The organism is Leucobacter komagatae, assembly GCF_006716085.1.
GTDB lineage: Bacteria > Actinomycetota > Actinomycetes > Actinomycetales > Microbacteriaceae > Leucobacter > Leucobacter komagatae.
In genome coordinates this window covers 247,235-272,038 of the sequence record NZ_VFON01000001.1, presented here as the reverse complement: position 1 = coordinate 272,038, position 24,804 = coordinate 247,235, and the positions used below count along the sequence as shown (strand labels likewise).

General features: G+C 66.8%; 22 protein-coding genes. 4 read left to right on the top strand and 18 right to left on the bottom strand.

The features are described 5' to 3' along the window. Window position 1 precedes the first annotated feature (1 nt). From FB468_RS01210 to FB468_RS01165, 10 genes are all read right to left on the bottom strand, one after another. Window positions 2-1,222 (bottom strand): FtsW/RodA/SpoVE family cell cycle protein, encoded by a 1,221-nt coding sequence (locus FB468_RS01210; protein WP_141885743.1) that lies wholly within the window; start codon window positions 1,220-1,222, stop codon window positions 2-4. Between the two features lie 3 nt (window positions 1,223-1,225). Then, complete coding sequence (gene murD, locus FB468_RS01205; protein WP_141885742.1) at window positions 1,226-2,722, bottom strand: UDP-N-acetylmuramoyl-L-alanine--D-glutamate ligase; 1,497 nt, start codon at window positions 2,720-2,722, stop codon at window positions 1,226-1,228. After that, on the bottom strand, window positions 2,719-3,804 hold the full coding sequence (mraY, locus tag FB468_RS01200) for a phospho-N-acetylmuramoyl-pentapeptide-transferase (RefSeq protein ID WP_141885741.1): 1,086 nt from the start codon (window positions 3,802-3,804) through the stop codon (window positions 2,719-2,721). Before mraY ends, murD begins: the two co-directional genes overlap by 4 nt. Then, entirely contained in the window at window positions 3,801-5,237 is a 1,437-nt protein-coding gene (locus tag FB468_RS01195) for a UDP-N-acetylmuramoyl-tripeptide--D-alanyl-D-alanine ligase (protein WP_141885740.1), read from the bottom strand. The genes mraY and FB468_RS01195 overlap by 4 nt, the downstream gene beginning before the upstream one ends. Further along, entirely contained in the window at window positions 5,234-6,793 is a 1,560-nt protein-coding gene (locus tag FB468_RS01190; RefSeq protein ID WP_141885739.1) for a Mur ligase family protein, read from the bottom strand. The genes FB468_RS01195 and FB468_RS01190 overlap by 4 nt, the downstream gene beginning before the upstream one ends. A gap of 11 nt (window positions 6,794-6,804) precedes the next feature. Next, the gene (locus tag FB468_RS01185) at window positions 6,805-8,577 is read right to left on the bottom strand and encodes a peptidoglycan D,D-transpeptidase FtsI family protein (protein WP_246055675.1); all 1,773 of its coding nucleotides are present in this window, start codon (window positions 8,575-8,577) and stop codon (window positions 6,805-6,807) included. A gap of 79 nt (window positions 8,578-8,656) precedes the next feature. Beyond that, window positions 8,657-9,244, bottom strand: coding sequence for a cell division protein FtsL (ftsL, locus tag FB468_RS01180; protein WP_141885738.1), 588 nt, complete (start codon window positions 9,242-9,244; stop codon window positions 8,657-8,659). Continuing rightward, the gene (gene rsmH / locus FB468_RS01175) at window positions 9,241-10,212 is read right to left on the bottom strand and encodes a 16S rRNA (cytosine(1402)-N(4))-methyltransferase RsmH (RefSeq protein WP_141885737.1); all 972 of its coding nucleotides are present in this window, start codon (window positions 10,210-10,212) and stop codon (window positions 9,241-9,243) included. The genes ftsL and rsmH overlap by 4 nt, the downstream gene beginning before the upstream one ends. Window positions 10,213-10,225: 13 nt before the next feature. Then, window positions 10,226-10,657, bottom strand: a complete 432-nt coding sequence (gene mraZ, locus FB468_RS01170) for a division/cell wall cluster transcriptional repressor MraZ (RefSeq protein ID WP_141885736.1) — start codon at window positions 10,655-10,657, stop codon at window positions 10,226-10,228. A gap of 397 nt (window positions 10,658-11,054) precedes the next feature. Next, window positions 11,055-11,423, bottom strand: coding sequence for a DUF3040 domain-containing protein (locus FB468_RS01165; RefSeq protein WP_141885735.1), 369 nt, complete (start codon window positions 11,421-11,423; stop codon window positions 11,055-11,057). 71 nt (window positions 11,424-11,494) lie between these two features. On the opposite strand from FB468_RS01165, the gene FB468_RS01160 reads away from it, so the two are divergent. Then, entirely contained in the window at window positions 11,495-12,595 is a 1,101-nt protein-coding gene (locus FB468_RS01160) for a polyprenyl synthetase family protein (protein WP_141885734.1), read from the top strand. A 4-nt stretch (window positions 12,596-12,599) separates the two neighbouring features. On the opposite strand, the gene FB468_RS01155 is transcribed toward FB468_RS01160, so the two are convergent. Beyond that, window positions 12,600-12,947 (bottom strand): Rv2175c family DNA-binding protein, encoded by a 348-nt coding sequence (locus FB468_RS01155; protein WP_141885733.1) that lies wholly within the window; start codon window positions 12,945-12,947, stop codon window positions 12,600-12,602. 94 nt (window positions 12,948-13,041) lie between these two features. Between FB468_RS01155 and pknB the strand changes: the two genes are divergently transcribed. After that, on the top strand, window positions 13,042-15,045 hold the full coding sequence (pknB, locus tag FB468_RS01150; protein ID WP_246055674.1) for a Stk1 family PASTA domain-containing Ser/Thr kinase: 2,004 nt from the start codon (window positions 13,042-13,044) through the stop codon (window positions 15,043-15,045). A 105-nt stretch (window positions 15,046-15,150) separates the two neighbouring features. Here the strand turns inward: pknB and FB468_RS01145 are convergent, their stop codons facing one another. Continuing rightward, the gene (locus FB468_RS01145; RefSeq protein ID WP_141885732.1) at window positions 15,151-16,530 is read right to left on the bottom strand and encodes a class II 3-deoxy-7-phosphoheptulonate synthase; all 1,380 of its coding nucleotides are present in this window, start codon (window positions 16,528-16,530) and stop codon (window positions 15,151-15,153) included. Between the two features lie 120 nt (window positions 16,531-16,650). After that, entirely contained in the window at window positions 16,651-17,331 is a 681-nt protein-coding gene (locus FB468_RS01140; protein WP_141888043.1) for a lysophospholipid acyltransferase family protein, read from the bottom strand. 138 nt (window positions 17,332-17,469) lie between these two features. Here FB468_RS01140 and FB468_RS01135 point away from each other — a divergent pair, with 138 nt between their 5' ends. Continuing rightward, window positions 17,470-19,299, top strand: a complete 1,830-nt coding sequence (locus FB468_RS01135; RefSeq protein WP_141885731.1) for an AMP-dependent synthetase/ligase — start codon at window positions 17,470-17,472, stop codon at window positions 19,297-19,299. 113 nt (window positions 19,300-19,412) lie between these two features. On the opposite strand, the gene def is transcribed toward FB468_RS01135, so the two are convergent. Continuing rightward, window positions 19,413-19,904 carry a peptide deformylase gene (def, locus tag FB468_RS01130; protein ID WP_141885730.1) on the bottom strand — a complete coding sequence of 164 codons (492 nt, stop codon included), beginning with the start codon at window positions 19,902-19,904 and terminating at the stop codon, window positions 19,413-19,415. Between the two features lie 86 nt (window positions 19,905-19,990). Here def and FB468_RS01125 point away from each other — a divergent pair, with 86 nt between their 5' ends. Further along, a complete protein-coding gene (locus FB468_RS01125) occupies window positions 19,991-20,803 on the top strand; it encodes a ParA family protein (protein ID WP_141885729.1) in 813 nt (270 codons plus the stop codon). Window positions 20,804-21,194: 391 nt separating this feature from the next. Here FB468_RS01125 and FB468_RS01120 read toward each other — a convergent pair whose 3' ends face one another. The 4 genes from FB468_RS01120 to FB468_RS01105 form a co-directional block, all read right to left on the bottom strand. Further along, window positions 21,195-21,716 carry a MerR family transcriptional regulator gene (locus FB468_RS01120; RefSeq protein ID WP_246055920.1) on the bottom strand — a complete coding sequence of 174 codons (522 nt, stop codon included), beginning with the start codon at window positions 21,714-21,716 and terminating at the stop codon, window positions 21,195-21,197. A 209-nt stretch (window positions 21,717-21,925) separates the two neighbouring features. Further along, window positions 21,926-22,603 (bottom strand): transcriptional regulator FtsR, encoded by a 678-nt coding sequence (ftsR, locus tag FB468_RS01115; RefSeq protein WP_141885727.1) that lies wholly within the window; start codon window positions 22,601-22,603, stop codon window positions 21,926-21,928. Beyond that, window positions 22,603-22,995: an FHA domain-containing protein gene (locus tag FB468_RS01110; RefSeq protein WP_281290285.1), complete on the bottom strand. Its 393-nt coding sequence runs from the start codon at window positions 22,993-22,995 to the stop codon at window positions 22,603-22,605. Before FB468_RS01110 ends, ftsR begins: the two co-directional genes overlap by 1 nt. A gap of 194 nt (window positions 22,996-23,189) precedes the next feature. After that, window positions 23,190-24,659, bottom strand: a complete 1,470-nt coding sequence (locus FB468_RS01105; RefSeq protein WP_141885726.1) for an XRE family transcriptional regulator — start codon at window positions 24,657-24,659, stop codon at window positions 23,190-23,192. Window positions 24,660-24,804 lie beyond the last annotated feature (145 nt).

The following is a 24,804-nucleotide window of genomic DNA, read 5'->3' as shown; positions in this document are numbered from 1 at the left end:
CCTATCGTGCCACGGATACGCCCTCCGCAAGTTCCTCGCGGTAGGCTTTCGCGTCGCGCGCGACCGAGATGACGACCCCCATCGTGACGAGACACGACACGAGCGCGGTACCGCCGGAGCTGATGAGCGGCAGGGGCACGCCGAGCACGGGGAAGATGCGAATCACGACACCGATGTTCACGAACGCCTGCCCGACAATCCACACGAGCGCTCCGCCGACGACGGCGCGCCCGAACCGGTCGCGCGCCTGCGAGATCACCCGCAGCATGAGCACGGCGAGCACGATGAACAGCGCGATCACGAGCATCGCGCCCACGAACCCGAGCTCTTCACCGATGATCGCGAAGATGTAGTCGTTGTCGGCCGCTGGCAGCCAGTTCCACTTCGCCTTCGACCCGCCCAGGCCGACACCGAACAGCCCGCCGTTCGCGAGCGCCCACATACCGTGCTGCGGCTGCCACCCGATGCCGGAGTAGTCAGACTCGCCTCCGGAATGCTCGAACAGTCGCTTCATTCGGTTCTCGCTCGTCACGACGAAGAAGATCGTCGCGATGACGCCGCCCGCGATGATGATGCCGAGCGACTTGAAGCTCACTCCGCCAAAGTACATTGCGCCGATCACGAGCGCCGCCATGATGAGCACGGTGCCGAGATCGCGGCCTCCGAGCACGAGGCCGAGGGCGAGCAGCGCGCCGGGGAAGATGACCGGCACGAGCTCGTGCGACACCTGCCCGAGGTACTTCTCCTTCTTCAGGAGCACCGCCCCGATCCAGACCACGAGCGCGAGCTTCAGCGCTTCAGAGGGCTGCGCCTGGATGTTGCCTATGAGCAGCCAGTTGCGGTTGCCGCCGACGGCGAAACCGAGAGGCGTGAAGACGAGCGCCTGCAGCAGCAGGCCCGCGCCGAAGAACCACCAGGCCCAGCGCTTCCAGAAGTCGAGCTTGCGGGTCGCGGCGAACACCATGAGCGGCAGGCCAAGGGCGGCGAAAACGAGCTGCCGCGTGAAGCCCCCGAGCGAGCCCTGGTCTTGGGTGTACGAGGTCACGGACGACGCCGAGAGCACCATGATGAGCCCGATGCCGGTGAGAAACAGCGTGATGCCCCAGAGCAGCGCAACCGTGCGGTTGTTGCCCGTCTTCGCGCCGGCGCCGAGCGAGATCCGGGTACCGGCGACGGGCGGCACGGATTTTCCGCTGCCTGCTCCCCCGCCCCGCGCAGCCATCAGCTACTCCGAATCCGCCGCAAGCTCCCGCAGCGCGTCCTGGAACGCCCTCCCGCGATCTGCGTAGTCGGCGAACTGGTCCATCGACGCCGAGGCCGGCGAGAGCAGCACGGTGTCGCCCGCTTGCGCGAGCCCAGCGGCAGCGCGAACGGCCTCCCGCATGACGTCGAGCCCGCGCTCGGCAGTGACCTCGGCGACCGGAACGCCCGGGGCCTGCTCGGCGAGGATGCGGAGCACCTCTGCGCGATCAGCGCCGATGACGACCGCGGCGCGCAGCCGCGACGCGTGCTCGGTGACGAGCGGCGTGATGTCGACTCCCTTGAGCAACCCGCCGACGACCCACACGACGCCAGACAGCGCCTTCAGCGACGCGTCAGCCGCGTGCACGTTCGTTGCCTTCGAGTCGTCGACCCAGCGCACCCCGGCGTGCTCGCCGAGCTGCTGGGCGCGGTGCGCGTCGGGGGTGAAGCTCAGCACGGCGCTCGCGATCTCGGCCGGCTCGACGCCGCGCGAGCGCGCGAGCGCTGCCGCGGCGAGGATGTTCAGGCCCATGTGGGGCTGGCCAATGCCGCGATCCTTGAGCTCGTCAACCGTGACGAGCTCGTAGGCCTCGTCGCGGCGGCCGGTGTGGAAGCCGCGGTCGACGAGGATGCCCTCGACGACCCCGAAGCCGCTCGGAGGCGGCGAGTCGAGCCCGAAGCTGATCGCGCGGGCGCCCTCAATGACGTCTGCCTCCTCGACCATGCGCTCGGTTTCGAGGTCGCCGCGGTTGTACACGCAGGCGACCTGAGTGTTTTCGTAGACCTTCGCCTTGGCATTGCGGTAGGCCTCGGCCCCGCCGTGCCAGTCGAGGTGGTCGTCCGCAAGGTTCAGGCAGGCGCTCGCGTAGGGCGACATCGAGTGCACCCGCTCGAGCTGGAAACTCGAGAGTTCGAGCACGAGCACGTCGTAACCGACGGGGTCGCGGAGCGCGTCGAGCAGCGGCGTACCGATGTTGCCGACGGGCGCGGCCCGCAGGCCGCCTGCGACGAGCATGTGCGCGGTGAGCTGCGTCGTCGTCGTCTTCCCGTTCGTGCCGGTGATGCAGATCCAGTCGGCGACGCGGGCGGTCTTGTCGCGCAGGCGCCAACCGAGCTCGATGTCACCCCAGACGGCCACATCGTGCTCGGTCGCCCAGGTCACCACGGGATGGTGCGAGGGGTAGCCGGGCGAGATCACGATGAGCTCGGGGTCGAATGCCCCGAGCTCCGCGAGCTGCGCCTCGTCAGTCTCGGCAAGCGCGCGCTCCGAGCCGATCACGTCGAGCAGGCGCTCGCGGTCTGCGTCAGGCTTGCCGTAGATCACGCGCACGCGGGAGCCGAGCTCGACGAGCGTGTCTGCGACGGAGAACCCTGTCGCGCCGAGGCCGAGCACAGCGACGCGCAGGCCCGACCAGTCGTGGTGCCAGCTGGTCAGCGCGTCAAGGCGATCCTGCACCTGAGTCTGCGGCTCGGAGGTCATTGGTTCAGCACCCATTCTGCGTAGAAGCCACCGATGCCGACGATGGCGAAGATACCGGCGATCATCCAGAACCGCACGACGATCGTCACCTCGGCCCAGCCCTTGAGCTCGAAGTGGTGGTGAATCGGGCTCATGAGGAAGATTCGCTTGCCCTTCGTCACCTTGAAGTACAGGCGCTGGAGGATCACGGAGCCGGTCTCGATGATGAAGAGGCCGCCGATGAGAATGAGCAACACCTCGGTGCGGGTGAGGATCGCGAGGGCCGCGATGGCTCCGCCGATCCCCATCGAGCCCGTGTCACCCATGAAGATCTGTGCGGGGTTCGTGTTCCACCACAGGAAGCCGGCGACGCCGCCGAGGAAAGCTGCGGCGATCACCGCGAGGTCCATCGGGTCGCGCACCTCATAGCAGCCGGCCTCGCCCGCGGTCGCCGCGCAGTTCTGCGCCGACTGCCAGAAGCCGATGAGCACGTAGGCGGAGAACGCGAAGATCGAGGCGCCAGCGGCGAGGCCGTCGAGCCCGTCGGTCACGTTCACGGCGTTCGTCGTCGCTGTCACAATCACCATGACCCACAGGATCACGAGGATCGTCCCAGCGATGACGCCGAGGCTCATGAAGTCAAACGGCAGGTCGCGGAAGATCGAGATGTGCGTCGACACCGGCGTGAGGCCGTGGTCGTTCGCGAACTGCAGGCCGAGCAGCGCGAACGAGACCGCGATGACGACCTGACCGAAGATCTTCGCCCACCCGCCCAGGCCCGCGGAGTTCTGCATGCGCGTCTTCATGAGATCGTCGATGAAGCCGACCGTGCCGGCGCCGACGGCCATAAGGATCACGAGGAGCGCGGAGGGCGTGGGCGTCTCGCCCATGACGAGCTTGCCGACGAAGTAGGCGAGCACCGAGCCAGAGATGAAGATCAGGCCACCCATCGTGGGCGTACCCCGCTTCGTCTCGTGCTCCTTCGGCCCGTCGACGCGAATCGGCTGGCCCCAGCGGAGCTTGTTGAAGCCGCGAACGAACAGCGGCGTCAAGAGCAGTGAATACATCAGCGAGAACCCCGCCGCGATGAGCATGGCAATCATGCGTATGCCTCCCCCAGGCGGTCTCCGAGGGCCTGGAGGCCCGCGGCGTTCGAAGATTTCACGAGCACCGTGTCGTCGGTGCTCAGCATCTCACGTAGGTAGTCGAATGCCTCGTCTTGGGTCTCGAAGAACACGCTCTCGCCGTCCCACGACCCCTCGTTGATGGCGCTGATGTGCAGGTCTCGGGCGTCCTTTCCGACGACCACGAGCTGGCGGATGCGCAGGCGCACAGCCTGCAGCCCGATCCGCATATGCTCTTCGATCGTGTAGCTGCCGAGCTCGGTCATCGGGCCGAGCACCGCGACCGAGCGCCCGCCCGGCTTCGTGATCTGCGCGAGCGTGCGGAGCGCGGCGCTCATCGAGTCGGGGCTCGCGTTGTAGGCATCATTGATGATCGTGATGCCGTCGCGACCGCCGAGCACCTGCATGCGCCCCGGCGCCGCGAGCGTCGCTGCCTCAAGCACGGAAACGATTGCGTCGAGCGACAGCCCGAGCGCCTGCCCGACGGCCGCGGCAGCAAGCGCGTTCATGACGTGGTGCTCACCGAGCACGCGGAACGAGACCGGGCGCGACTCGCCAGCTGCGTGCAGCGTGAAGGTCGTGCCGCTCGCCGAGGGCTCGATGTCGGTCGCGCGGACGTCTGCCTCGGGGTGCTGGCCGAACCACAGCACGCGCGCATCAGTGAGGTCCGCCATCTTCGCGACGCGCGGATCGTCGCGGTTCAGCACCGCGACGCCCGAGGCGTCGAGGCTCTTCACCATTTCGCTCTTCGCGCGGAACGTCGCCTCGATGCCGCCGAACTCGCCCGCGTGGGCGAGCCCGACCGTGAGCACAACGCCGATGTGCGGCTTCGCCATCGCGGTGAGTCGCGCAATCTCGCCCTCAGCGCTCGCGCCCATCTCGGCGACGAGCGTCTCAGTCTCAGGCGTCGTGCGGAGCATCGTCATCGGCCCGCCGACCTCGTTGTTGAACGACTTCTCGCTCGCGACCGTCGGCCCGAGGCTCTCCGCCATCGCCTGGACGAGGTTCTTCGTCGTGGTCTTGCCGTTCGAGCCCGTGATCCCGACAATGGTGAGCGTGTCGCTCGCGCGCAACCTCGTGACGACCTCGGTTGCGAGCGCGCCAAGCGCGTCGGTCGCGTCGGCGACAACGAGCTGAGATACCTCGGGCGCCCCCTGGTCGGTTCCGAGCTCCGCGGCCCCGAGCTCGCGTTCGACGACGAGCAGCTTTGCGCCAGCCCGAGCCGCCTTGCCCGCGAACAGGTGTCCGTCAGTGTCGTCACCGCGCCGCGCGAAGAAGATCTGGCCGGGCTCGACCTCACGGGAATCGGTCTGGGATTCGCCAGATACCAAGGTGTCAGGCGTATCCCCCGCCGCGAGCACGAGCGTGCCGCCCGTTGCGTTCGCGACCTCGGAGAAACTCAGTTCAATCACGCAAGCAATCCTGCCTCGCGGAGCGCACCGCGTACTTCATCACGCGCCGAGTACGGGATAAACGCACCGGCAACTTCCTGGTAATCCTCGTGTCCGGGACCGGCATACAGAATAACGTCGCCCGGTTCCGCGAGGGAAATGGCGAGCCGGATCGCCGCGCGCGGATCCGCTTCCTCGTAGAGGGTCGCGTGGTTCGCGGAGCGGGCGCCGGAAAGGAGCTGCTCTCGGATCTGCTCCGGCGGCTCGCTGCGCGGGTGGTAATCGCACACAATGAGCACGTCTGACCCCGCTGCCGCGATCCTGCCCATGTCCTCGCGCTTCGTCGTGTCGCGGTCGCCATCGGCGCCGAACATGAAGATGATCTTGCCCTCGGCGACCTCGCCAAGCGCGTCGAGCATCGCTTCGAAGGCGCCCGGCGTGTGGCCGTAGTCGACGTAGAACCTCGGGCCGTTTCCGCCCTCCGTGATCTCCTCAAGCCTGCCCGGGATGTGTACGGGGATCAGCCCGTTCGCAAGCCCGGCCTCGACCTGAGCGAGCGGGATCCCTGCCTCGTGCAGCATGATGAGCGCGAGCGCGGCGTTCTCGGCCATGAAGCGCCCGAACACTGGCACACGTCCGCGGAAGTGCGCGCCCTCGGGGCCCTGGAGCACGAACGAGACCCCGTCGAGCGTCTGCGCGGTGATGGCGAGGTGCCAGTCGGCGCTCTGACCGTACTCGGTCGCGAGGGTCACGACGGGAATCTGCGACTCGCGAGCGACGCGCTGGCCCCACGGGCCGTCAACAACGACGACGCCGCGGTGCGCGTGCTCGGGCGCGAACAGCGCGAGCTTCGCCTGGAAGTATGTCTCCATGTCGCCGTACTCCTCGAGGTGATCCTGCGAGAAGTTGTTAAACGCGACGACGTCGAAGTGCACGCCGTCGATGCGGTGCCTGCCGATGGCCTGTGCAGAGACCTCGATGGCGACGCCCTCGACTCCGCGCTCAACCATCCTGGCGAGCAGGCCGTGCAGCTCGGAAGACTCGGGGCTCGTGAGGTTCGAGACGATGACCTCGTCGCCGATGCGCCGCTCTGCCGTCGAGCTCAGGCCCGGTCGCAGGCCCGCGGCCTCAAGAATCTGCGCGATGCAGTACACGACGCTGGTCTTCCCGTTCGTGCCGGTGACGCCGAACGTCTTCGCCGCAAGCGTGTCGGTGCCGTAGACGAGCGCCGACAGCTCGCCGAGGATCGCGCGCGGGTGCCCCTCCGAGACGAGGATCGGCAGCTCGGCGACGCCAGCGGCGCGCGCGAGGTCGCGGCCGGCCGCATCCGTGAGCATCGCCGCAGCGCCGCTCGCCGCGGCCGCCGCCGCGAACGCGGCGCCGTGGTGCTTCGCGCCGGGGATGCCGACGTAGAGGTCGCCTAGCTGCACGTCGCGCGAGTCGATCGTCACGCCCGTGACGGTCACCCCCGCGTCATCGGCTGCGAGTTCGAGCGAGAAGGGCTCAGCGAGTTTCGCGAGCGTCACCTTCTTCGGGTGCTGGGGTCGGATCGTAAGATCACCGGTAGTGCTGGTCACGTGGATCAATCCTACCCAGCCGAGCCCAGCTCGTCGCCAATCGGCAGCTTCTCGTACGTGCCGCTCGACGGCGGGATGTGGAACTTGCGGATCGTCGACTCGGCAGCATCGTGGAAGGCCGTCACCGCGGCGGCCGTGCCGTCGCCCCCGTGCGGGAATCCGACGGTGGCAACAACGACGTACTGCGGGTCGTCCATCGGGAACATGCCGGCGAAGCTGTACACGAAGTCGGTGCGGTAGCCGCCCTGGCCGTCTGCCTGCTCTGCGGTGCCCGTCTTTCCGCCGATGCGGTAGCCGGGGATGCGTGCCATGTCTTTGATGAGCCCGTCGGTGCCGATCGTCTCGAGCATCTTGCGGGTCTCTGCCGCGGCCTCGGGCGAGATCACCGTGACCTTGTCGCCGTGGTCGGGGGCGCTCGCCTTCCCCTCAGCGGGCGCGCACTTCTTCACGATCGAGGGCGGGATGCGCACGCCGTCGTTCGCGATCGTCTGGAACACGCCGGCCGTCTGCACGATAGTCGAGGAGAGGCCCTGCCCGAACATCGTCACGTAGCTCGTCTGCGCGTCCCAGTCCGCGACGTCCGCGAACATCCCCCAGTCTTCGACGGGCATGCCGGCGTTCGTTGGCTGCCCGACCCCGAACTTCGTCAGGTAGTCGTGACGCGTCTCGGGCGAGAGCTGGCTGCCGAGCATCGAGATGCCAACGTTTGAGGAGTAGACGAGCGTACCCGTCAGGGTCCAGTCGGCCGGGCCGTGGTTGAACCAGTCGCTGAAGGTGACGCCCGATTGCGGCTGCCAGTTGTCTGGCGCGGTGACAGTGCTCTGCGGCGTCGCTTTGCCCTGGTCGATGAGAGCGGCGGCGGTGATGACCTTGAACGTTGAGCCTGGCTCGTAGGGTGAGGTGAAGGCCCGGGCGTTGCGCCTGTCACCGTCGACGGCGCCAACGTCGTTCGGGTCAACCGAACCGTCCTCGGCAACCGCGATAAGTTCGCCCGTCTTCACGTCCATCACCACGAGATAGCCGTACTCGGCGCCAACGTTCTGCACCTGCTCGTTGATGATCTGCTGGGTCGCCCACTGCAGGTCGAGGTCGAGCGTGAGCTCCACGGTGCCGCCGTTCTGCGCCTTCTTCGTCTCGACGACGCTGCCCGGCAGCTGGATGCCGTCGGCACCCCGCTCGTACGTCTCTGCGCCGTCCTCGCCCGCAAGGCACTCGTCCTGCGACAGCTCGACGCCTGCCTGGGCGACCTCGTCTTGCCCCGCAAACCCGACGATATTGCCGCCAACCGCGCCGTTCGGGTAGACCCTGCGATGCTGGCTCTCGAACGTGAGCCACGGGATCTGCAGCTTCTTGAGCTCCTGCAGCTGCGTGAGGTCGACGCCGCGCTTCACGTAGGCGAAGTCAGACTTCGGGTTCACCTCGATCGCGTCGTCGACGATCTTCTTGATGTCGGCGCCGCTCTGCCCGGTGACTGAGCCGATCTCGGCGTACGCCTGGTCGGCGGTCACGTCAACGGTGCCTGCACCACGCTCGAGATCAGGCCGCTGGAACACGCCCTTGTTGAGCCGTGCGTTCTTCGGCGACAGCTGCACGTCGTAGCGCTCGTCGGTCGTCGCGAGCACGTTGCCGTTGCGATCGACGATGTCGCCGCGCACGCTCGGGACGGTCACGGGCACGGCGCGCTTCTCGTGCGACTCCTCGTTCATTGCCGCCGCCGAGATCATCTGCAGGTCGATCAGGCGAACCATGAAGGCGAGCGCAGTGAGCAGAATGATGGCGAACACCACCAGGTTCCGCCCTCGCGTGCCTCGCAGGGTTCGCCACAACACTCGTTCGTCTCCTTACGGGCCCGCGCGGTGCGGGCTAGTGCGTCTCGGGTGCAGGAAGTTTGCCCTGCCATGCTACGGCCGAAGCAGCATCGGCAACCTGAGCGACGGGTGCGTTTCGGCTCGTGAGGAGCCCCTTGGCGTCGACGACGGGCAGGTTCTCGAGCTGAGCGTTCGGCACGAGGTTCGGGCTCGCCTCGCGCGTGGCGGAGTCGAGCTCGCCCTGGATCGCGCCGTCGCTCAGGCGCATCGTCGCCGGGGCCACGTTCTGCACCATGCCGAGCGCGGCTGCGTTTTCGACGAGGTTCTGCGGCGACGCGAGCTTGTCAAGGTTCTGCGAGAGCACCCGCTCAACGCGGCCGAGGTCGCGCTCCTCGATCTCGAGCGCGCGGGTCTCGTACGCGCCCTGCGACACGAGGATGCTCAGGGCGAGCTGCGCGGCAAAAATGCCGAGGATCACGCAGACAGCGACGATCGCGCCGACGACGGGGCTCTTCTTAGGCTTCGGCGCGGGCGCCGGTGCGGGCTGCAGCCTGTCGGCGCGCTCCCGCTCGGGCGCGCGCAGGGGCGCGGCCGAGCCGAACAGCTCGATCGGGTCGACTTCGACGGGAACCGTTGCGTTCATGCCACTTCCCTTACTCGTTCAGCCGCGCGCAGCCGTGCCGGAATCGCGCGCGGGTTCACTGCCTTCTCTGCGTCAGTTGCCTGCTCCGCCCCCTTGGTGAGGATGCGCAGCTGGGGCTTGTGTTCTGGGAGCTCGACCGGGAGCCCCTGCGGGGCCGTCGAACGGCTTCGCGCCTGAATCGCGCGCTTGACGATGCGATCCTCAAGCGACTGGTACGACATGACCACGAGGCGACCGCCGAGGTTCAGCCTGTCGATCGCTGCGGGAATGGCGCGCTCGAGCGTCGCGAGCTCGCCGTTCACCTCGACGCGCAGTGCCTGGAACACCCGCTTGGCCGGGTGCCGCTTGCCGAGCACGGCGGCGGGGGTCGCCTCCTGCAACACGTCGACGAGCTGGCCCGATCGTTCGAGCGGTGCGACCTTGCGCGCGGCGACAATCGCCCTTGCGTAGCGGCCAGCGAGCGGCTCCTCGCCGTAGCGTTCGAAGAGCTCGCGAAGCCTGCCCTCGGGCTCCTCAGCGAGGATCTCGGCCGCGGTGCGCCCGCGGGTCTGGTCCATGCGCATGTCGAGCGGCGCATCCTGCGCGTAGGCGAAGCCGCGGTCGGCGTCGTCGAGCTGGAGTGAGGAGACACCGAGGTCGAACAGCGCGCCGTCGATGCTCGGCGCGCCGGCCTCTTCAAGTGCCCTGTCGATCTCGTCGTACACGGCGTGCACGGGTACGAACCGGCCGCCGAAGCGGGCCAGCCGCGCGCCCGCGAGCTCGAGCGCCTCAGTGTCGCGGTCGAGGCCGATCACCGTGAGATTCGGGAATCGCTCGAGCAGCGCCTCCGTGTGGCCCCCCATACCGAGCGTCGCGTCAACGACGAAAGCGCCGTCGCGCTCGGCGCCCGGGGTCAGCAGCTCGACGCAGCGCTCAAGCATGACGGAGGTGTGAAGCTCGGCTGGGTTCCGTGGTGCGGTTTCTTCCATGTCGTGTTCCCGGCTAGAACATGCCGGGAATCACCTCCTCTTCGATGTCGGAGAAGACTGACTCCTGCTCGGTCAGGTAGGTCTCCCAAGCCTGCGCGTCCCAGATCTCCGCGCGCGATCCTGCGCCGATGACGGCGAGCTCGCGGTCGAGCCCGGCGTAGTCGCGGAGCCCCTGGGGCACGGTCACGCGGTGCTGCTTGTCAGGCGTCTCGGGGTGTGCGCCCGACAGAAACACGCGCAGGTAATCGCGCGCCTGCTTCGAGGTGAGCGGGGCCTGGCGCACGCGCTCGTGCATCGCCTCGAACTCGCTCTCGCTGAAGACGTACAGGCAGCGTTCTTGACCCCTGGTCATCACCAGACCGCCCGCGAGCTCGTCGCGAAATTTGGCGGGGAGAATCAGGCGGCCTTTCTCGTCGAGGCGCGGAGTGAACGTGCCGAGAAACATGGACCACTCCCCTCCTCAACCGATACGTTTCTCCCACGGTACTCCACTTCCCTCCACTAATCACGGAAAATGCCGGTAAATCTTCGAGAAAAACCAAAAGTCCCGTTGCAATTACTGGTGGAGCAAAGTGGAGCCTTTTTGGGGATCTGTAGGCACAGACGCCCCCTGCGTGGCCCGCGGTGCGAGCCAGATTGCAACCCAGCCCGGGCTTCACCTCGGCCGCAATCCCCCAAAACTGCCGAATCTATGCGGTTTTCCCGGGCATCAGGCATACCTTCGGCACATCCCAGAGGCATCGGCCGAGGTCAGCGCGGCCCGAGGGAGGAACCTGGAAATAGGCACAAAAAAACGGGCCACAACCGAAGTTGTGACCCGTGTGGAGGAAAGTGGGGCGGTACTACTGGCCGCCCATCCGCTCATCCCAGCGCCGCTCCATGCGGTCCGAGAGCGACTCCTTTGCCTGCTGGGCAGGGCGGCCGGTCGACGCGAACTGGTCGGGCTCGACCTCAGTGCGCTTCGAGAACATGACGAGCACACCGCCGAGCATCGCGACGAAACCAAGCAGCCCCAGCCAGAGCTGCTGGGCAGCGGCGCCGCCAATGAGCAGACCAATACCGGCAAGCGCGAGCAGCGTACCGAGCACGAGCGAACGGTAGTTGAATCGACGCGGCACACCCGTCGAGGCAGGAAGCAGATCGGCCTCGCTCTGATAGAGCCTTCGCTCCATCTCGTCGAGCAGCCGCTGTTCGTGTTCTGACAGCGCCATGATGCCCCCTTCACCTTAAGAAAAGCCTTTCCCAATAGTTTACGTCTACGGCTGCCGGATAGGCTAGTCGGGTGGACGAAACGACGAGACTCGCAGGCCTTATACAGGAGCGACTGAACGACATCATCGAGGGCCACCGCGCGGAGCTCGAGCCGCTCGGACCCGACGCCGGCCCCCTGCTCGACGAAGCGACGAGCTTCCTCACCGGCGGCAAGCGTTTCCGGGCCCTGTTCGCGGTCCACGGCTACCGCGCAGTCCGCCCGCTCGACATCGCCGGGCCCATAACTGACGAATTCGCTGCCGTACTCGACGCCGCGTGTGCGCTGGAACTCTTCCACGCCGCCGCGCTGATCCATGACGACGTCATTGACCGCTCCGACACGCGCCGCGGCCGCCCCGCCGTGCACCGAAGCTTCGCAAAGCTGCACGGCGAGCACGGCCACCGTGGCGCCCCCGAGCACTTCGGCATCTCGAGCGCGATCCTGCTCGGCGACCTGCTGCAGTCGTGGTCGGACGAGCTCATGAACCGGGCATGCGACGGCGCTCCAGAGGCATCGTTCGCCCGCGCCGCTCGCGCACACTTCAACAGGATGCGCAGCGAGGTGGCCGTCGGCCAGTACCTCGACGTGCTCGAGGAGCAGCGCTCAACCTTTGCCGACCACGCCGAACAGCTCGACCGCTCAACGCGCGTACTCGTCTACAAGTCCGCGAAGTACAGCGTCGAGGCGCCACTGCTCATCGGTGGGGCGCTCGCCGGCGCGAGCGCAGAGCAGGAGGCCGCGCTTGCCGGTTTCGGCCTGCCCGTCGGCGTAGCCTTCCAGCTTCGTGACGACCTGCTCGGCGTCTTCGGCGACGAAGAGGTCACTGGAAAGCCGAGCGGTGACGACCTCGTCGAAGGCAAACGGACGGTGCTCGTGACGCTCGCCCGCGAGGCACTTCCAGTCACCCAGCGGCGCATCTTCGACGACCTGCTCGGCACGGACCTCGACGGCGAGCAGGTCTACATGCTGCAACGCACCATCCGCGACAGCGGGGCGGAGCAGCAGGTCGAGCAGATGATCAGCAGGAACATTGAGCGCGCGCACCGCGCACTCGGCGATGCCGGGCTCGATGACGCGGCTGCAGCCCGGCTGAGCGCGCTCGCGGGTCGAGCGGCCAGCCGGGACTCGTAGGCGACTAGAAGGCGAGCGCCTGCGTGGCGCGGCGCACGGCGCTCTTGTTCCCCCTGAGCAGGAGGTCGATGGGGCGCTCGCCGAGCTCGTCACTCACCGAGTACAGCCAGTGCACCGACTCTTCCTCGGTGAGACCCGCGTCGCTCAGCGCGAGCAGCGTGCCGCGCAGCGAGTGCAGCGGCTCAGCTCCCTGCACGAACTCGGCCGGGATCCGCTTGACGCCGTCAATTCGCACGATCGCGAGGTAGCGCTCTTCGACCAGGCGGTGCACCTTGCCCAGCGAAATCCCGAACTGCTCAGCAACTTCGGGGATAGTAAGGGTCGACTCGAATGACACAGTATTGTCTGACACACCCTAACTCTGCCAGCGCGATGGGCCGAGCGCAATCCGCAGCCACGCGGCGCGCGCCAGGGTACGCGCATAGAAACTTCCGTAGACTTTGCTCGTGACTCCTGCGACCATCGACCCGCTCATCGGGCAAACGCTCGACGCGCGCTACGTGATACGCTCACGCATCGCCCGCGGCGGCATGGCGATGGTGTACCTCGCCCACGACCTGCGGCTTGAGCGCAAGGTCGCCGTGAAGGTCATGCACGAGCACCTCGCGGAGGACGCCGATTTCACGCGCCGGTTCGACCGCGAGGCGCGAAGCGCTGCGCGCCTTTCGCACACCAACCTCGTGAACGTCTTCGATCAGGGCCAGGACCTGGGGCGCGTGTATCTCGTCATGGAGTACCTTCCGAGCATCACGCTGCGGGAGCTCCTGAAGAAGCAGCAGCGGCTCACGCTCGACCAGAGCCTCGAGATCGGCGAAGCCGTGCTCGCCGGCCTCGCCGCGGCCCACAACGCCGGGATCGTGCACCGCGACCTCAAACCCGAGAACGTGCTCCTGGTCGACGACGGCCGCATCAAGCTCGGCGACTTTGGGCTCGCGCGCGCCGTGAGCGCGAACACGACCACGGGGCAGGCGCTGCTCGGCACGATCGCGTACCTCTCCCCAGAGCTCGTCACGCGCGGCGTCGCAGGCGAGCGCAGCGACCTCTACGCGTTCGGCATCATGCTCTACGAGATGATCACCGGTTCGCAGCCGTTCACGGGCGAACAGCCCATGCAGATTGCCTACCAGCACGCGCACTCAGACGTGCCCGCTCCCTCGGAGGCCGGCGACGTCTCTACCCCCGCACTCGACAGCTTCGTGGTGTGGCTGACCCAGCGCGATCCTGATCTGCGACCGGCGAACGCCGGCGAAGCGCTCGTGCACATGCGCGAACTGCGCGACGACCCCTACCGGATGCCCGATGCGCTCGCGACCGCGGTGCTGCCCATCGGGGGCGCCCCCGGCGACACCACGGTGCTGCCCGCCGACGGCTTCGACGATGACGCCGCCACAACGCACCTCACCCCCGCGACCTCTGTGCTCAGCGGGCTCGACCAGGCCGCGCTCCGGGGCGCGCCCGCGGGGCCTGCTGCCGTGCCAACTGTGGGGCCGGCGAGCGATGAGCCGGTGAGCAGCGCCGATCGCGCGCACGGCGCCGGCGTCAAGCGTGGCCGCCGCGGCAGGATCGCGGCGCTCGTCATCGTCGCGCTCGCGCTCGCGACAGCGGGGGCCGCGTTCTGGTTCGGGCAGGGCCCCGGCTCGGCCGTCACCGTTCCCGACGTGTCAGGCAAGACCATGGCCGCGGCCCAGCAGGAGCTCGAGGCGCTCGACCTCACCGTCGCCACGGCGGAGTGCTCGAGCCTCGACGTGGAGGTCGGGCTCGCCTCGGTGGTGACCCCCGAACCCGGCAGCCGGCTCGACCGCGGCTCCGAGGTCACGCTGTGCCAGTCAACTGGCCCCGAGCTGCTCGCCGTGCCGACGCTCATCGGCCTCAACGTCGACGACGCAATCGCGCTCATCGGCGAAAGCAGGTTCACCTTCGGCGAGGTCACAGACACCCGGTTCTCTGACGCAGCTGATGGCGAAGTGCTCGCGGCGCTCGACAGCAACGACGAGGCACTCGGCGACGAGTTCCCCGAGCGCGGCACGATCAACCTCATCGTGTCGGCCGGTCGACCGCCCGCAGTGAGCGGCCTCACCGTTGAGCAGGCCACGAAGGCGCTCGCCGACGCTAAGCTCACCGTCGACGCCGGGCACAACACCGAGGTCATCAGCGACGACGTGCCGAAGGGGCAGGTCGTCGGCGTGAACTGGCAGACCGACCCCGTGCGCCCCGGCGACACCGTTGGGTTGCAGATCTCGTCAGGCCCCGAACTCTTCGAGATCCCTGACGTTTCCGGGATGGGGCTCCAGGAGGCGATGGACACGCTCGCAGGCGCCGGGTTCTCCCCCTCAACTCTCGTGCCCGAGCCGCTGCGCGGGCTCGCCAAGGCGACCGGCACCAACCCCGGCGCCGGAGAGCGCGTCGAGGCCGGAACCGAGATCCGGATCACGTCCCAGCTCTCGCTCTAGCGTCGGCCGCGGTACCACCTCGGTTCTGCCATGCCGCGCTGGGGTACGAAAAACCCGCCGGGTGCCGGGCCGTGTTGGCCCAGTTCCCGGCGGGTCCCGTGTGCGTTAGCGCGCGCTGGCGGTGCGCTTGAGCTCTTCAGCGACCTGGAATGCGAGCTCCAGCGACTGCATGTGGTTCAGGCGCGGGTCGCACACCGATTCGTAGCGCGTCGCGAGCGCTTCCTCGTCGATGTTCTCGGAGCCGCCGAGGCATTCCGTCACGTCGTCGCCCGTGAGCTCGACGTGGATGCCGCCGGGGTACGTTCCGACCTCGCGGTGCGCCTCGAAGAAGCCAAGCAGCTCGTCCATCACGTCGTTGAATCGGCGGGTCTTGAAGCCCGTCGCGGTCGTGATGCCGTTGCCGTGCATCGGGTCAGTGACCCACAGCGGCTGCGCGCCGGCGTCGCGAACGCCCGCGAGCAGGCCCGGGAGCACATCGCGGATCTTCTCGGCGCCCATGCGGGTGATGAACGTCAGGCGGCCGGGCTCGCGCTCAGGATCGAGCTTGTCGATGAGCCGCAGCGCATCGTCAGTCGTCGCGGTCGGGCCCAGCTTCACGCCGATCGGGTTGCGCAGCTTCGACAGGAAGTCGACGTGCGCGCCGTCGAGGTCGCGGGTGCGCTCCCCGATCCAGAGCATGTGCCCCGAGGTGCCGTAGAGCTCGCTCGTGCGCGAGTCGATCCGCGCGAGGGGACGCTCGTAGTCGAGCAGCAGCGCCTCGTGGCTGACGTAGAACTCGGTCTGCGTGAGCGCCGTGTGATCGACGCCGCACGCGTCCATGAAGCGGAGCGCGCGGTCGATCTCGGTCGCGAGCGCCTCGTACCGCTGGTTCGCGGGGTTCGACACGAAGCCCTGGTTCCAGGAGTTCACCTGGCGCAGGTCAGCCATGCCGCCCTGCGTGAACGCGCGGATGAGGTTCAGCGTCGAAGCCGACACGTGGTAGCCGCGAACGAGGCGGCTCGGGTCGGCGGTGCGTGACGCTTCCGTGAAGTCGTAACCGTTCACGAGGTCGCCGCGGTACGCGGGCAGCGTGACACCCTCGCGGGTTTCCTCGTTGCTCGAGCGCGGCTTCGCGAACTGGCCGGCCATGCGGCCAACCTTGATCACCGGCATCGACGCGCCGTACGTGAGCACGACTGCCATCTGCAGGAGCGTCTTCACCCGGTCACGGATCTTGTCGGCGGTCGCCGCTTCAAAGGTCTCAGCGCAGTCGCCGCCCTGCAGCAAGAAAGCTTCTCCGCGGGCCGCGCTCGCGAGGCGCTCGCGGAGCTGGTCGACCTCGCCCGCAAACACGAGGGGCGGCTGCGTCGAGAGCTCCTGTTTCGCATACCCAAGGGCGGCTGCGTCGGGCCATGTCGGCTGCTGCTTCGCCTCGAGTGCACGATATGCATCGAGCTGCTCAAAGGTCTGCTGCGCCGTCAGGGTCTCTACGCTTGGTGCGTTCATGGCCATCCCGTGTGTATCTCATTGGTGCCGTCCCTATTAACGGCACCACTCAACACTACCCAACGCTCGCCCTCGCCGTGGCATTCCTCACCACAGCCCCTAGCGAACGTGCCACGCGCACTACTTTCCGGTGCGCTCGCGAACGCTCGAAGCGTAGACGTCGACGTACTCCTGGCCGCTGAGCTCCTGGATCGCGAGCGTGATCTCGTCGGTGACGCTGCGCAGCACGAAGCGATCGGCGCTCATGCCCTCGAACCGGCTGAAATCAAGCGGCTGGCCAATGACCGTGCCGATACGCCGGATCTTCGGGAACTTCGCCCCGATCGGCATCGCCTTCTCCGTGTCAATCATCACGACGGGCACGACAGGCACACCCGACTCCAGCACCATCCGCGCGACGCCGGTACGGCCGCGGTAGAGGCGGGCGTCAGGGCTGCGGGTGCCCTCGGGGTAAATGCCGAGCACGTCCCCGCGATCCAACACATTGAGGGCCGTATTCAACGACGCCTCCGAGGCCTTGCCGCCGGAGCGGTCGATCGGAAGCTGGCCGACGCCGAGCATGAATGTCTTCACGAGCCAGCCCTTCAGGCCCTTACCCGAGAAGTACTCGCTCTTCGCGAGGAAGTACACGCGGCGCTCGATCATGATCGGGAGAAAGAACGAATCAATAACAGATAGGTGATTCCCGACAAGAATTACGGGGCCAGTCGCCGGAATGTTCTCGGCTCCCTCCACCCACGGCCGGTACACCGCTTTCAAAAACGGCCCGACGATCAGGTGTTTAAAGATCCAGTAGAGCAAAGTGAGCTGGTTCCCTTCGTAGACCACCAGAATAGCGGAGCCGCGCATCATCAGACGCATAGAGATAGGGTGAGAGCATACTTGTTCGCGGCCGGACTGCCGCGCACAGCGTCCGACACGAGGTACAAAGGAGTTGCCGTGAAGCTGTCAGAAACACCACTGCTCGTTCCCCCGGTTCCCGAGGATAACATTACAGACCTTCTCGAACAGCGGGTTGCTGCCACCCCCGATCGCCCGCTCTTTGCCACACCGACAGGCGATGGCTGGAGTGACATCACGGCAACCGAGTTCCGCGCCCAGGTCATCACTCTCGCTAAGGGGTTCGTCGCCGCGGGCGTCGAACCCGGCGACCACATCGCGTTCATGTGCAAGACGAGCTACGAGTGGACGCTCGTCGACTTCGCGCTGCACTACGCCGGGGCCATCATGGTTCCCGTTTACGAGACGTCTTCCGCGCTGCAGATCCACTGGATCCTTGAGGATTCTGGCGCCCGCGGCTTCATGATCGAGACCGCCGATCAGTTCAGCCGTTTCGCTGAGGTGCAGGATCAGCTCGGCAAGGTTGACCTGGTCTGGCGCCTCGACGAGGGCGCGGTTGCGGCCCTCGGAATCCAGGGGGCCGACGTCGATGACGCCGAGATCGAGCGCCGCCGCAACCTCGCGAGCGGCGACGACATCGCAACCCTCATCTACACGTCGGGGTCGACCGGCCGCCCCAAGGGCTGCGTGCTCACCCACTCGAACTTCGTCGATCTCTCGCGGAACGCGGGTAGCGCGCTCTCGGAGCTCGTCCAGCAGCCCGGCGCGGCCACGCTGCTCTTCGTCACGCTGGCCCACGTCTTCGCACGCTTCATCTCAGTGCTCTGCGTGCACGGCGGCGTGCGCGTCGGGCACCAGGCTGACACGACCCAGCTGCTCCCCTCGCTCGGCTCGTTCCACCCAACGTTCCTGCTCGCAGTCCCCCGCGTCTTCGAGAAGGTCTACAACTCCGCCGAGCAGTCGACCGAGGCGGAGGGCAAGGGCAAGATCTTCCGCGCCGCGGCAAAGGTCGCGGTCGAGCACTCTGAGGCGCTCGACGCCGGCAAGGTGCCGTTCATGCTCGGCCTCAAGTTCCGTGTATTCGACAAGCTCGTCTACTCGAAGCTCCGCTCGAAGCTCGGCGGCCGCGTCCAGTACGCCGTCTCCGGCTCCGCACCGCTGAGCCAGTACCTCGGCCACTTCTACCGCAGCCTCGGCATCAAGATCCTTGAGGGCTACGGCCTGACCGAGACAACGGCGCCCGTCACGGTGAACCTGCCCGACAAGTTCAAGATTGGCACCGTCGGCCCAGCGCTCCCCGGCCACACCGTGCGCATCGCAGAAGACGGCGAGATCGAGGTCAAGGGCATCGACGTCTTCAAGGAGTACTGGAACAACCCCGAGGCGACGAAGGCGGTCTTCACCGAGGACGGCTTCTTCAAGACCGGCGACCTGGGGTCGCTCGACAGCGACGGCTACCTGTCGATCACCGGCCGCAAGAAGGAGATCATCGTGACCGCGGGCGGCAAGAACGTCGCCCCCGCCGCACTTGAGGATCCGATCCGCGCGAACACGATCATCAGCCAGGTCGTTGCCGTCGGCGAGCAGAAGCCCTTCATCGCGGCGCTGATCACCCTGGACATGGAGATGCTCCCGGCCTGGCTCAAGAACCAGGGTGAGAACCCCGACATGACCGTCGAGGAGGCCGCGCGCCACCCGAAGGTGCTCGCTGAGGTGCAGCGCGCCGTCGACGAGGGCAACAAGTACGTCTCGCGGGCGGAGTCGATTCGCAAGTTCGTCATCCTGCCGACCGACTTCGTCGAGGCGAACGGTCACCTCACCCCGAAGATGAGCATCAAGCGCGACAACATTCTCCGCGACTTCGCGGCTGAGATCGCCGACATCTACGGCGAGAACCCGCAGACAGAGGCCGTGCAGACGCAGCACTAGTCGCCGGTACAGCGAAGGAGCGCCCCGACCGTGTGTCGGGGCGCTCCTTCGCTGTTTGGGGCTGGCACCGCTGTCTGGGGCTGGCGCCGCGATCTGCGGCCGTTGCCCGTGGATCAGAACCAGGCCGAGGTGCGAATCTGCCGCATCGCCTCGCCTCGGTTCTCGCGGTCGAGGCGCGAGATGTACAGCTTGCCGTCGAGGTGGTCGCACTCGTGCTGCAGCGCCTGCGCTTTCAGGCCCTCACCCTCGATCGTGATCTCCTCGCCGTCGAGGTTCATGCCGCGCACCTTGGCGTACGGATAGCGCATCACCGGGAACCAGAGGTCTGGGACCGACAGGCACCCTTCGCCCGTCGGAACGGGTTCGCCCGATACCTCGATGAGCTCGGGGTTCAAGACGTATTCGATGTGACCGTCGATGTTCAGGCTGAAGGCTCGGAGGGTGTATCCGATCTGGGTCGATGCGAGCCCAGCACGGCCGGGCTCGTCGACGGTTTCGCACAGATCAAGCACCATCGCCCGCACACCAGCGTCAATCTCGGTCACGTCCTCGCACACCGTGCGGAGCACCGGATCCCCGAACAGCCGAATCTCGCGTTTTGCCATTATTCGATGCTATCGGTTGCCGCGGTTTCGCGTATCGCGAAGCAAACGCCCAACAGATTTCAACCGGAATCCAGTAAGCTCGAAACGTGCATGTATTGAGTGTCAGCTCCCTCAAAGGTGGCGTAGGAAAGACGACCGTAAGTCTCGGCATTGCGTCGGCAGCATTCTCGCGCGGCCTGAGGACCTTGGTCGTTGACCTTGATCCGCAGTCAGACGTTTCGACAGGCCTCGCGGTCGACCCCGAGGGCTACGCCAACGTCGCTGATGTCCTCGAGTCGCCGAAGGAGAAGGTCGTGCGCTCGGCCATCGCCCCGAGCGGCTGGAATGAGTTTCACGAGGGCGGCAAGATCGACCTGCTGGTCGGCAGCCCCTCGGCGATCAACTTTGATGGGCCGCACCCTTCGGCTCGCGACATCTGGAAGCTCGAGGAGGCGCTCGCGATCGTCGAGGCCGACTACGACCTCGTTCTGATCGACTCGGCGCCGTCGCTGAACGCGCTCACCCGTACGGCCTGGGCCGCGAGTGACCGCGTGCTCATTGTTACGGAGCCCAGCCTGTTCGCCGTCGCGGCAACTGACCGCGCGCTGCGCGCAATCGAGGAGATCCGCCGCGGCGTGAGCCCCCGCCTGCAGCCGCTCGGCATCCTCATCAACCGCGTTCAGCCGCAGTCAATGGAGCACCAGTTCCGCATCCGCGAGCTGCGCGAGATGTTCGGCCCGCTCGTGCTGAACCCGCAGCTGCCCGAGCGCCCCGCGCTCCAGCAGGCGCAGGGTGCGGCGAAGCCCGTTCACCTGTGGCCGGGTGAGCCCGCTCAGGAGATGGCCGCAAACTTTGACCTCGTGCTCGACCGCGTGCTGCGCTCAGCAGGCCAGGCTGCCATCCAGGCGAAGCAGGCCTAACGCCAACGACCTCGCGCTGGGGTGCTGTTCCTGTTTGGGGCACACTCCACGGCGTTAGTCAGGGGCTGCTCGGGTTTTCCCGGGTAGCCCCTGAGGCGTTTCCGAGGGTTTTCTAAGCTAAGTCCCTTGTCAGTCATAGAACGCCGAGAGCACTCCAGGGGTCAGAGCACGGCAATTCCGTACCCCGCGGCTAGGTGGGCAGGGGCAGCGCCCGTTCCACCCATTTCCTCAGCTCCACCGCATGGGAACGACCCTAGCAATGCAGGTTTCGGGGCCACAGGGCATACGAAGAGCCGATCGCATACGCAGTGTGTGGGTTGCGAGGGTGGCGGAGCCACAGGTGTGAGGGTGGCAGGTCCACGGGTGCGAGGGTGCTCTCCCCCAGAGAAATTTAAGAGGTCTTGCGGGCCGCGCGACGGGCAGCCAGTTCGTCGTTCATCGACGAGTCGTCAGCGGCCTTCTCGCGGTGGTCGTCGAGATCAACGAGTGAGGTCTCGACCTCCCGAAGCACCTTGCCGACGGCGATGCCGAAGACGCCCTGGCCGCGGCTCACAAGGTCGATAACCTCATCGTTCGAGGTGCAGAGGTACACGCCCGCGCCGTCGCTCATGAGCGTCGTCTGTGAAAGGTCGTGCACGCCGGCCTCGTGGAGCTGTGCCACCGCGGTACGGATCTGCTGGAGCGAGATGCCCGTGTCGAGCAGGCGCTTCACGAGCTTCAGCACGAGGATGTCTCGGAAGCCGTAGAGGCGCTGTGAGCCCGAGCCGCTCGCACCGCGCACCGTCGGCTCGACGAGCCCGGTGCGGGCCCAGTAGTCGAGCTGGCGGTAGGTGATGCCGGCGGCGCGTGCCGCGACGGCGCCCTTGAAGCCACCGTCAATGTTCGGCTGAGGGAGGCCATCGCTGAACAGCATCTCTGCGGAATCCAGGTACTCTCCCGCACCAGTGCCGCTACCGCCGAATGGCGGCTCGATGTGCTCCATGACGTCCCTCTCTCGCGTTGTGCTCAATTCACCTAACGCTATCGGCGTAGGGCCCCCTAAGCAACGACCGCGAACACCCAATTCCGTTTTCGACCTTCACCCTCAAGTTGAAGGTGAGAAATCAGCGGAATCACGCCAATCTATAGCGCGCCAAACTTCCGCCGCAACACGCCGGAGCGGACGGTCTCAAGATACTCGACAAGCTCAAGGGACCCGTCAACCGCGCTCGGGGAACCCTGCTTCTCGCCACGCGAGGCAACGGCGTGCGCGAGCATCTCCGCTTCGCGCTCCGCGGCGACCCGCAGCGACCGCAGGTGACGCGGCGTGAGGCCCGCCTGAGCGAGTCGAACGAGCGCGTTCAGCTGCGCGATGGCATCGAACGGGAAGACCTCGGTGGCGGGCAGCAGGCCTGCCGCGATCGCCTCACCAAGGAAGCGCTTGTTGGTCGCGGCGGCGTGGCACAGCTCATCACTCGAGAGCACCTCCTTCGACGACAGGATCGTTGACGCGCTGCGCTGCGAGGCTCCGGGTATGACGGGGTCACGGCCCGCGTCGAGCTCCTCGAGCACCTCGGCGATCTTCTTCAGCGGCAGGTAGTGGTCGCGCTGGAGCGTCAGCACGAGGCGGACGCGCTCCACGTGCTCCTGCGAGAACTTGCGGTAACCCGACTTCGTGCGCTCCGGGGTAACGAGCCCCTGGTCTTCAAGGAACCGCAGCTTCGACGGCGTAAGGTCAGCGAAGTCGTCCTGCAGCGCGGCAAGCACCTGGCCGATGCTGAGCAGCCCGACGGGCACCGCCCGCAGTGGCGCGGCCGCCATTAGAAGGAGCCTGGCAGATCAAACCGCGACGCGAAGAAGGTGAAGCGGAACTTGCCAACCTGCACCTCGACGCCGTCCTCAAGAACGACCTCGCCATCGATGCGCTCACCGTTGCTGTACGTCCCATTGAGCGAGCCGCGATCGAGCACGGAGAACACGGTACCGCGGCGCTTGAACTCTGCGTGCTTACGCGAGACGGTCACGTCGTCCAAGAAGATGTCGGCCGCTGGGTGGCGCCCCGCCACGGTCGAATCCTGATCGAGGAGGAACCGTGCGCCCAGGTCGGGGCCGCGGCGTACGACGAGCAGCGCCGCGCCCGATGGGAGCGACTGCACGGCCTCGAGCTCATCGATCGTAAGGTCGGTCACCTGGGCGCGAATCATCGCGTTCAGATCCTCACGGAACTGCTCGGTGGCGCGTACCTCGGTGTCCTTATTCCGCTTCTCGCTCACCACTGTCTCACCCGTTTCCTACTCGCCGGAGCAATGACTCCGATACTTTCCCCCTACGCTATCGCAGTGGGGCATCGCGGCGCATCCCTGGCCGCAAATTACGCGGTGGGCTCACGGCCCCGGCAGAACCAGCGCTACTCGTGCGACTCCAGGAACTCGTACACCTCGTGGGAGTCGACGCCTGGGAATGTGCCCGTCGGAAGCGCTGCCAGGAGGCTCGTCGGCGTCGCCGCCTCGGGCCACGCCGACGCGTGCCACTTCTGCGTCAGCTCGGTCGAGGCTCGCCTGCAGCAGCGCTCGTCTGGGCAGAACGACTTCGATCGGTGCTGGGTCTCGCGTCCCCGGAACCACTTCACGTCTTCAAAGCGCACCCCGACGCTCACGGAGTACTGCCCCTCCTTCGCGTTCTCGAGGCGCGACGTGCACCAGTAGGTCCCGCCCGCGGCCATGTCGGTGTACTGGTACCAGGGGTTGAAGAAGTCAGGCTGAGCGAACACCGTTCTCGCCGTCCAGTTGCGGCAGACCATCGCGCCCTCAAGGTTACCGAGCGCATCCGAGGGGAAACGCACGCCGTCATTCTCGTACGCCTTGATGAGCGTGCCCGACTCGTGCGCCTTCATGAAGTGGACGTTCAAGTCGAGCCACTCGGTTGCCAGGTTCGTGAACCGGTGCGCCGCCATCTCGTAGGAGACGGCGAACGCGTCGCGCAGATCCTCCATCGAGATCTCGCGGCGCTTCTTCGCATCCCTGAGCGACTCAACGGCCGCGGTTTCAGGCAGCAGGACCGCGCCCGCGAGGTAGTTCACCTCGACGCGCTGCTTGAGGAAGTCACCGTAGTTCTTCGGTTCTTCGTGCCCGCACACGAGGCTGCCAAGGGCGCGCAGGATCGGGGCGCGAGCGTCGCGCGACGGCAGGTTCGCGCTCAGGTAGATACGCCCGTTGCGCCGGTCGATGACCGAGCGCGTCGAGTGCGGCAGGTCAGACACGTAGTGCAGGGTGAACCCGAGCTTCTCAGCCACCTTCGCGACGGTCTGCTGCAGCACGGGGCCGCCCGAGTAGCCGACGCTGTCGAGCAGGTCGGCAGCCGCCCGCTCCAGGTCTGGGTAGTAGTTGTTCGCGACGCGCATGCCCGCACGCAGCTCGGTGTTCGCGCGCCGCGCCTCCTCCGGTGTCGCAGCGCGCTCGCTGTGCAGCCGCTCGACCTCCTGGTGGAGGCCGATGATCGCGCGCAGCGTCTCATCGTTCGTCGCTTTCGACACCCGGATGGGCTGCAGCCCGAGCGAGCGGAAGACCGAGCCGCGCTGGGCACGCTCAACCGAGATCTCGAGCGCGGCCCGCTCGCTCGGGGCCTCGTCGAGCAGCAGCTCGTCGACCGTCGACTGGAGCGCGCTCGCGAGCGCCCGGAGCAGCGGCAGCCTGGGTTCGCGTTTGCCGTTCTCGAGCGCCGACAGCTGCGACGGCGCGCGGTCGACTGCTTGCGCAAGCTGCTCAAGCGTCATGCCGAGCTCGGTGCGCCGCTCGCGGATGCGGCGACCAAGCGTCAGGGCGTCACCGGAGTCGGTCTCGGGCTCTGCCGCCGGAAGATCGAGGGCTTCAATAGTCATATTCCCATGGTGACAGACCCAAAATCTTTCAGCAAGCAGAAAAAGTGGATTATTTCACGCGACAGATGGCGCACGACAGTCGATTGTGGGGCAGAGGATAGAAGCACACCAGGCAACACCTCCCGGTTCCGGGTTCACAAGTCTT

Coding starts and splice junctions, on each gene's coding strand:
- FB468_RS01210 (WP_141885743.1), bottom strand. CDS start 1,222: ATGGCTGCGCGGGGCGGGGGAGCAGGCAGCGGAAAATCCGTGCCGCCC.
- murD (WP_141885742.1), bottom strand. CDS start 2,722: ATGACCTCCGAGCCGCAGACTCAGGTGCAGGATCGCCTTGACGCGCTG.
- mraY (WP_141885741.1), bottom strand. CDS start 3,804: ATGATTGCCATGCTCATCGCGGCGGGGTTCTCGCTGATGTATTCACTG.
- ftsL (WP_141885738.1), bottom strand. CDS start 9,244: ATGAACGCAACGGTTCCCGTCGAAGTCGACCCGATCGAGCTGTTCGGC.
- rsmH (WP_141885737.1), bottom strand. CDS start 10,212: ATGGAAGAAACCGCACCACGGAACCCAGCCGAGCTTCACACCTCCGTC.
- mraZ (WP_141885736.1), bottom strand. CDS start 10,657: ATGTTTCTCGGCACGTTCACTCCGCGCCTCGACGAGAAAGGCCGCCTG.
- FB468_RS01165 (WP_141885735.1), bottom strand. CDS start 11,423: ATGGCGCTGTCAGAACACGAACAGCGGCTGCTCGACGAGATGGAGCGA.
- FB468_RS01145 (WP_141885732.1), bottom strand. CDS start 16,530: ATGAACGCACCAAGCGTAGAGACCCTGACGGCGCAGCAGACCTTTGAG.
- def (WP_141885730.1), bottom strand. CDS start 19,904: ATGGCAAAACGCGAGATTCGGCTGTTCGGGGATCCGGTGCTCCGCACG.
- FB468_RS01120 (WP_246055920.1), bottom strand. CDS start 21,716: ATGCTGTTCAGCGATGGCCTCCCTCAGCCGAACATTGACGGTGGCTTC.
- ftsR (WP_141885727.1), bottom strand. CDS start 22,603: ATGGCGGCCGCGCCACTGCGGGCGGTGCCCGTCGGGCTGCTCAGCATC.
- FB468_RS01105 (WP_141885726.1), bottom strand. CDS start 24,659: ATGACTATTGAAGCCCTCGATCTTCCGGCGGCAGAGCCCGAGACCGAC.